Source organism: Psychrobacter urativorans (assembly GCF_904846695.1).
In the GTDB taxonomy this organism is placed as follows: Bacteria; Pseudomonadota; Gammaproteobacteria; order Pseudomonadales; family Moraxellaceae; genus Psychrobacter; species Psychrobacter urativorans.
Window position 1 is genome coordinate 1 of the sequence record NZ_CAJHBR010000065.1, and the last position, 980, is coordinate 980.

Consider the following 980-nt stretch of genomic DNA (forward strand, 5'->3'; position numbering starts at 1 on the left):
ACCCCACTCTCAACTTGAAATAAGCAAATCAAACTGAAGAGGCGGATTACCAAGTTTTTTGTTGAGTACAAAGCACAGATTGTGTGACAGGATTTTACGAATCAATCGATGAGACAAATGCCATAAATCTCTTGCTCGTACCCTTTGTATATTAAATCGTTCTGATAGCTGACCAATGACTGTTTCAACGATACGGCGGGCTTTCATTAGCCGCCTTACCACAGGTTTGGGTCTATCCTCTTTCATGTTGGCTCTGAGTGGCGTTTGTAAATCCACGCCTTGAGCGTCGTAGTACGATGTCAGACTAGGGCTGATATACCCTTTATCAGCGCCAAGTAGCCCATGAATATGAGTGGTGATTTCTGGGGCAACCGCTCTTTCATCAACATTGGCAGGAGCAAAGGTAAAGCCTTTAATCATGCCCGATAAGTTAACAAGCAAATGGCCTTCAAAGCCATAGTACCTCTCTTGCTTAGCGGCACAGTAGCTAAAAGCTGCTAAGTCTTGATAATTCTTATGCCGATAAGCGCGTCCATAATGACAGACGGGTATCGGAAAGCCATCCATAAAATGAATGTTGTCACGGCCTTCAATTTGACTGACGTTATCTTGTATCTGCTGTTTGACTTGCCACAGATTGGCGCAGTGCTTTGCGAAGTTAGGGTATGAGCCGATGGCTGGAAACCAGTCTTGCCAATGCTGGGTAAAGTATTGCCAAATTTGTTTGTCTTGATCAAGGTGTAAAAATTCACCGACCATCTCCATGCAAATAACCTCAGGATCACTTAGCTTTGGCGCGTAACCTGCATTTCGCAAGGGTTTGGTGACGACTATTTTGTAATATTGCTCTACCATTAAATAGATATTGATGATAAATTCGTCTATGGGCATCTCACAACTCCATTGTATTCTTGGTCGAAAACAATAGATTAGTGAGGTGCTCTTCTTTTTTCAATCACTTTCGAAGTTGAGAGTGGGGT

General features: G+C 43.0%; 1 protein-coding gene. It reads right to left on the reverse strand.

Annotation, left to right across the window (positions count from 1 at the left end; translation table 11 throughout):
• Positions 1 to 9: 9 nt before the first annotated feature.
• A complete protein-coding gene (locus tag JMY09_RS14375; RefSeq protein WP_201624634.1) occupies positions 10 to 891 on the reverse strand; it encodes an IS982 family transposase in 882 nt (293 codons plus the stop codon).
• Between the last annotated feature and the right edge of the window lie 89 nt (positions 892 to 980).

Coding starts and splice junctions, on each gene's coding strand:
- JMY09_RS14375 (WP_201624634.1), bottom strand. CDS start 891: ATGCCCATAGACGAATTTATCATCAATATCTATTTAATGGTAGAGCAA.